This window comes from Actinomadura sp. NPDC048021, from assembly GCF_040653135.1.
Classification (GTDB): Bacteria; Actinomycetota; Actinomycetes; order Streptosporangiales; family Streptosporangiaceae; genus Spirillospora; species Spirillospora verrucosospora.
Genome location: NZ_JBEZJQ010000063.1, coordinates 1 through 1023 on the forward strand (window position 1 = coordinate 1; position 1023 = coordinate 1023).

Genomic DNA, 1023 nt, shown 5'->3' on the forward strand with positions numbered 1-1023 from the left:
TAGGCCGTGTTTCGAAGTAGGTGGAGCCATTCGTTGATGGCGGTGATCTCGAGGGTTGCCTGGTAGCGGACGGAGAGCTTGTCGTATCTGGTGGCCACGGCGCGGTGGCGCTTGAGGCGGTTGATGCCGCACTCCACGGCGTGGCGACCGCGGTAGTCATCCGGGTCGAAGGCGGGTGGACGGCCGCCGCGGCGGCCCCGCCGCTGCCGGTGCCGGGCCTGGTCGGACGGGACCGGGATCGTGGCGGCGATGCCGCGGCGGCGCAGGTGAGCACGGATCGCGCGGGAGGAGTACGCCTTGTCGGCCCGCACCCGATCGGGGCGCGTGCGGGGATGGCCCGGCCCGGGGCGGGCGACTCTGATCCCGGCCATCACGGCTTGGAATTGCGGGGCGTCCCCGCGCTGCCCGGCGGTCACGACCATCGACAGCGGCATCTGCCCCTGCTCGCAGGCCAGGTGCACCTTGGTCGACAACCCGCCGCGTGAGCGCCCCATTGCGTGATCGTCCGGCTCGGTGGCCGTCCCGCCGGGTGGCTCGCGCTGCAGGTCACCACGCCGCCGGGCTCCGGCGGCGTGCTGATGGGCCCGCATGATCGTGGAATCGACGTTCACCTCCCAGGTGATCAGCCCGGCGGCATCGGCCCGGGTCTGCAGGGCGGCAAGGATCCGCGCCCAGGCGCCGTTGCGCTGCCAGCGGCGGAACAGCCCGTAGACCGCCTGCCAGGAGCCGTAGCACTCGGGCACGTCCCGCCACGGTGCGCCGGTCCGCACCCGCCAGCGGATCCCGTCAATGAGCTGCCGTTTGGTCCACTTCGACGGTCGACCCGGCCGCCTGGAGACGGGCAGCAGCGGCCCCAGGATCGCCCATTGCGCGTCGGTCAGGTCGAACCGCCTCGTCACCGCTAGGGTGGCCACGAGGTCTCCGGTTATGGGTTCTTCTTGGTCGATGAACCATCTACCGGAGACCTCACTGCGTCCGGCTCACAACACGCCGATGCTCACCCCACTTCGAAACACGCCCTAG

The 1023-nt window shown here is 71.1% G+C and carries 1 protein-coding gene; it reads right to left on the reverse strand.

The genetic code is table 11. The features are described 5' to 3' along the window. Window positions 1-899, reverse strand: an 899-nt coding sequence (locus tag AB0C87_RS42825; RefSeq protein WP_312879811.1) for an IS5 family transposase, incomplete at its 3' end; no start/stop codon positions are given. Window positions 900-1023 lie beyond the last annotated feature (124 nt).